The organism is Streptococcus cristatus, from assembly GCF_003944225.1.
GTDB lineage: Bacteria > Bacillota > Bacilli > Lactobacillales > Streptococcaceae > Streptococcus > Streptococcus cristatus_K.
Window position 1 is genome coordinate 1 of the sequence record NZ_RJPN01000042.1, and the last position, 556, is coordinate 556.

1 protein-coding gene is annotated in these 556 nt (G+C 45.5%); it reads left to right on the forward strand.

Translation table 11 applies throughout. The features are described from left to right. Nucleotides 1-34 precede the first annotated feature (34 nt). Nucleotides 35-556: collagen-flanked surface repeat-containing protein (locus D8797_RS10135; RefSeq protein ID WP_446677502.1), on the forward strand; the 522-nt coding region annotated here is incomplete at its 3' end.

Sequence of the window (556 nt, forward strand, 5' to 3'; positions counted from 1 at the left end):
TAAAGTTGGTCTGGATAAGAACGGCAATGGCCAATTGGATCCAGACGAAGTAACCTCATCTACCATTGTTAAAGATGGTAAGGACGGAAAATCTCCACTAGCTAAGGTTGTTGATAACAACAACGGCACCCATACTGTTCAAGTCGGTTTGGATAAGAATGGAAATGGTGAGCTTGATCCAGACGAAGTAACATCTTCTACAGTCATTAAAGATGGAAAAGCTGGTGCAACTGGAGCTACAGGTGCTACCGGTGCAACAGGAGCTAAGGGTGATAAAGGTGAAACAGGCGCAACAGGTGCGACTGGCGCTAAAGGAGAAGATGGCAAGCCATCATTAGCCCAAGTTGTCGATAATAACAACGGCACGCACACTGTTAAAGTTGGTCTGGATAAGAACGGNAATGGNNANNTNGATCCAGACGAAGTAACNTCATCTACAATCATCAAAGATGGTAAGGATGGAAAAGCTGGCGCAACCGGTGCAACTGGTGCTAAAGGAGAAGATGGTAAGCCATCATTAGCCCAAGTTGTCGATAATAACAACGGCACGCACACT